The organism is Streptomyces sp. NPDC028910, assembly GCF_055564955.1.
Genome location: NZ_JBVHVF010000001.1, coordinates 476649 through 481387 on the forward strand (window position 1 = coordinate 476649; position 4739 = coordinate 481387).

Sequence of the window (4739 nt, forward strand, 5' to 3'; positions counted from 1 at the left end):
GGGGTTGTGTTTTTTTGTGCCCCCCCCCCCCCCCCCCCCCCCAAACGCCGGCGAGGCTGGGTGGGCGCGCCTCAAACGCCGGCGAGGCTGAAAGGTGCCGGCGGAGCTGGGTGGGCGCGCCTCAAACGCCGGCGAGGCTGAAAGGTGCCGGCGGAGCTGGGTGGGCGCGCCTCAAACGCCGGCGGGGCTGGAGGGTGCCGGCGAGGCTGGGTGGGGCCCGCCGCTCAGGCGTCCCGCGGGCCCCCGTACAGCTCGTCGATCCGGTCCGCGTAGTCGCGGGCGATCGCGCCCCGCTTGAGCTTCAGCGACGGCGTCAGGTGCCCGCGCTCCTCCGTGAAATCGCCCGGCAGCACGGCGAACCGCCGAATCGCCTCGGCCCGCGACACGAGCCGGTTCGCCTCGTCGACCGCCCGCTGGAGGTCCGCCCGCAGTTCCTCGTCCCGTACCAGCTCGCGGATCGGCACCCCCTGCTTCTTGTGCATCTGGCGCCAGTGCAGCAGCCCGTCGGGCTCCAGGGTGATCAGCGCGGTGATGTACGGCCGGTTGTCGCCGACCACCATGCACTGGCCGACCAGCGGATGGGCCCGTAGCCAGTCCTCCAGCGGCGCGGGGGCCACGTTCTTGCCGGCGGAGGTGATGATCAGGTCCTTCTTGCGGCCGGTGATGGTGAGGTACCCGTCCGCGTCGAGCTCGCCGATGTCGCCGGTCGCCAGCCAGCTGCCGGAGGGGTCCGCGTGCGCCGTGTTCCAGTAGCCGGCGAAGACGTGCCCGCCGCCCAGCAGCACCTCGCCGTCGTCCGCGATCCGTACGGCCGTGCCCGGCAGCGGCCACCCCACCGTGCCGAGCCGGGGCCGCAGCGGCGGGGTCACGGTGCTCGCGCCGGTGGTCTCCGTCAGCCCGTAGCCCTCGAAGACCTCGATGCCGGCGCCGGTGTAGAAGGCGGCGAGCCGCCGGCCCAGCGGTGATCCGCCGCTCAGGATGTAGCGGACGCGGCCGCCGAGCGCGGCCCGGATCCGCCGGTAGACGAGCGGGTCGTACAGGGCCCTCGCGGCGCGCAGCACGAGCCCGGGGCTCTTGCCCCCGGCCACCTCCGCCTCGCCGAAGCGCTGCGCGATGCGGGCGGCCCGGTCGAAGGAGGAAGCCCGGCCCATCTTCTCGGCGGTGGCCCGGGCGGTGTTGTAGACCTTCTCCAGCACGTACGGGATGGCCAGGAGGAAGGTCGGCCGAAAGCCGGCGAGATCGGCGAGGAGGTCCTCGGTACGGATGCTGGGCGCGTGCCCGAGTTTGACGCGGGCCCGCATGCAGCCGACGGCCACCATCCGCCCGAAGACGTGGCTGAGCGGCAGGAACAGCAGGGTGGAGGCGGGGTCCTTGCTGACGGACTTGAAGACGGGGTGCAGCAGCTCCACCGAATTGTCCACCTGGGCGAAGAAGTTGGCGTGGGTGATCACGCACCCCTTGGGCTGCCCGGTGGTGCCGGAGGTGTAGATGAGGGTCGCGACGGAGTCGGGCGTACGGGCGGCCCGCCGCTCGTGCACCAGTTGGTCGGGCAGGTGCTCCCCGGCCTTGACCAGGCGGGCCATCGCGCCGGTGTCGAATTCCCACAGGTGCGTCAGCCAGGGCAGGTTGGCGCGCTCGGCACTGATGAGCCGGGCCTGCGCCGTGTCCTCGACGGCGCAGGCCACGGCGCCGGAGTCCTGGATGATCCAGCGCGCCTGGAGGGCGGAGGAGGTCGGGTAGATCGGTACGGTGACCAGCCCGGCCGCCCATCCGGCGAAGTCGAGCAGGGTCCACTCGTAGGTCGTACGGGCCATGATGGCGAGCCGGTCGCCTTCGCGCAGGCCTTCCGCGATCAGGCCCTTGGCGACGGCGAGCACCTCGGCCGCGAACTCGGCGGCCGTGACGTCGCGCCAGCTGCCGTCCGGCTCCTTGCGGGCGAGCACCGCCTCGGAGGGCGCCTCCCAGGCGTTCCGGAACGGGATGTCCCCGAGGGATCCCCGCTCCGGCGGCCCCACGAGCGCCGGGACCCGCACTTCGCGCACCACCCCGTCGATCACGGTCTTGACGGGCTCGACGGGCTCGACGGGGTCGACGGGGTCCACAGCCCTGGACCTGACCAGTCTCGGCTCGGCTTCCACGGCGCACTCTCCTCGGGTCGACGCGAGCGTTACCGCCGGTAATCTATGTACCGGTAACCCAGCCCGACCAGCCCCCGGAGCCCTTCTTCACGGACGCTCCACCAGTGGCACCGGTCAGAGCCACACCCGACAGGTGGGGTGCCGCAGCGCCTTCGGGCTGAGCGTGGCCTTCCACCGCGTGTACGGAACCCGCCCCGGCCAGCACCGCGCGGCCTACGCCCCGGCCCCGACCGCGGCCCCTGGTCACCGGGTTGTCAAGCCCCGACTTTCCGTGCCGTGACCCTGGTTCCCGCTCGGGGCGCAATGGAGGCACGGATGACGGCACGAGGAGCCGGAGCCGGACAGCCCGCTCGCCGCATCAGCACCCGCACCCCCATCCGCACCCGCACCCGCACCCCCACCCCCATCCGCATCCCCATCCCCACCCACATCCCCGTTCCCATTCCGCATCCGCTGGCCGACCCCCTTGACCCGCCCGCGTAAAGGACCCCTCGCATGACCATCACCCGCCGCTTCGTCCTCCTCGTGCTCAAGACCGCCGCGGCGGCCGTAGGAGTCTCCCTGTCCTCCCCCCGTCCGCCGCCCCGAGCAGTACACCGCGAGCGGGCGTGCAGTACGTAGACCTCGCCCCGACCCCTCCGTACGGGTGTGCGACCATCACTCGTCGCACACCACCCTGGGGGGTTCATGCCAACGGCATCGGCGTCCGTAAGACGCCCCGTTTCCACCGTTCTGACGTGCCTGCTCGCCGTCCTCGCCGCGCTCCTCCTCCCGGTGAGCGCCGCTCAGGCCGCGCCGGTCGCCGAGGACTGCGTCGGCGTCGTCGAGGGGCGGTACGCAGGTGCGTTCGCCACCGCCGGGCAGACGCACTGCCTGGAGCTGCCGAGCCCGCAGGGCGCCCGGATCGCCGCCCTCACCTCCCTCGGCGGCGCCGGCGTGACCGTCCAGGTCGAGGTGGTCGACCGGGACGGCACCGCCCAGTGCACCGAGACCGCCCTCGCCAGGGGCTACTGCGCGCTGACCGGAACGGCGCCGTTCCGTGCGCTGGTGCGCGCCGGTGACGCCACCGCGACCGGGCCGTACGGCGTCCACTTCGTCCGTACGGACGTCCTCCAGCAAGGCTGTCAGGTCCTGCCCGCGGGCAGCTTCGCCGACGACGCGGCGGCCGTGCGGCTGGAGACCGGCAACGGCGTCTTCTCGCACTGCCTGACCATCCCGGCCGACGCTCACTCCACCTCCGAGCTCCTCCGTATCCGCTACGGCCTGCCGGACGACACGGATCTCTTCCCGCGCTACGCGATCACCCTGATCGACACCGACGGCAACGGGCCGCCCTCCTGCTACGACCACCCCGCCCCGGGCCAGCAGCTCCGGACGGACGGCCTCACCAGCTGCTCCTTCACCGCCGGCAAGGCGTACACGGTGCTCCTGCAAGGCCAGGACGCCGCGCGCAGCCACACCCTGGACCGCAGGGACGTCACCGCCACGGCCAAGGGCTGCGCCGTCTCCCCCGCGACGGCGGTCGGCGGCCCGGCCGTGACCGGCACGTCCGGTGCGAACGGCACCCTGCGCTGCCACCGGATCACCACGGCCGCGGCCACGGACCGGCTGCGCATCGACGCGCGGGACGCGTACGACAGCACGCACATGCTGGTCATGGCCAACGGGGGCGACATCGCCTGCCACCAGCAGACCTGGGCGTGCACGCCCACCGGCTCCACCGGCTACCAGGTCGTCACCCAGGTCCTGGAGAACTGGTCCCTGCCCGCCTCCTACCGCCTCGACGCCTGGCGGACGGCCACGGCCGCGGGCCCCGCGCCCGAGTGCACCCGGACCGGATCGGTCGCGTACGGGTACGGCCCGCTGACCGGCACGCTCTCCGAGGAGCGCACCGGCCTGTGCGCCGTCCTGTCGAGCGTCTCGGGTGACCGGTTCAGGGCCGACATCACCGCCACGGACGGCGGGACGCACACCCCGGAGCCCGCGCTCTACAGCAGCACCGGGCGCAACCTCTGCACGGGCACCTCTTCCCCGTACGACTGCCAGGCCGTCGACCAGAGCCTGTTCGTCCTCGCGCTGCCGGACGGGACGGACCGTACGGCGTACCGCGCCGAGCTCGTCTGCACCACCGCGCCCTGCGGCCCCGAGGACCTGTCCGTCGGGACGGTCACGCCGACCACCGTGCAGAGCGGTACGATCGCCACCCTCACCGTGCAGGGCACGGCGCTGGGCAAGAACACCACCGTCCAGCTGACCGGCGGCCCGGCGCCGCTGACGGCCAAGACCGTCTCGGTCTCCGACGACGCCCGGACGCTGAAGGCGACCGTGGACCTGCGCACGGCCCCCGCCGGCTACTGGAACATCAGCGTCAGCGCGAACGGCTCCACGTACCCGCGGGGCACGCTGACGGTGACTCCGCCCGCGGCCTCCGGCCTGGGTACGTACAAGCCGATCACACCGACCCGCCTCATGGACACCCGCGAAGGACTGGGCGTACCGAAGGCAAAGGTCGGCGCGGCAGGGACCGTCACCCTCCAGGTCACAGGCACCGCCGGAATCCCGGCGACCGGGGTCACGGCCGTCGTCCTGAACGTCACCGCC

Annotated in this window: 3 protein-coding genes and 1 pseudogene; 3 read left to right on the plus strand and 1 reads right to left on the minus strand. The window is 72.9% G+C overall.

Annotated features, from left to right (window positions below):
* Positions 1-224: 224 nt before the first annotated feature.
* Positions 225-2102, minus strand: coding sequence for an AMP-dependent synthetase/ligase (locus tag ACZ4TV_RS02255; protein WP_468129916.1), 1878 nt, complete (start codon positions 2100-2102; stop codon positions 225-227).
* Positions 2103-2453: 351 nt separating this feature from the next.
* Between ACZ4TV_RS02255 and ACZ4TV_RS02260 the strand changes: the two genes are divergently transcribed.
* The 3 genes and pseudogenes from ACZ4TV_RS02260 to ACZ4TV_RS02270 form a co-directional block, all read left to right on the plus strand.
* Positions 2454-2621 carry a hypothetical protein gene (locus ACZ4TV_RS02260; protein WP_468129715.1) on the plus strand — a complete coding sequence of 56 codons (168 nt, stop codon included), beginning with the start codon at positions 2454-2456 and terminating at the stop codon, positions 2619-2621.
* 12 nt (positions 2622-2633) lie between these two features.
* Complete coding sequence (locus ACZ4TV_RS02265; protein WP_468129717.1) at positions 2634-2759, plus strand: hypothetical protein; 126 nt, start codon at positions 2634-2636, stop codon at positions 2757-2759.
* 66 nt (positions 2760-2825) lie between these two features.
* Positions 2826-4739: pseudogene (locus ACZ4TV_RS02270) on the plus strand (Tat pathway signal protein); the annotation flags it as partial.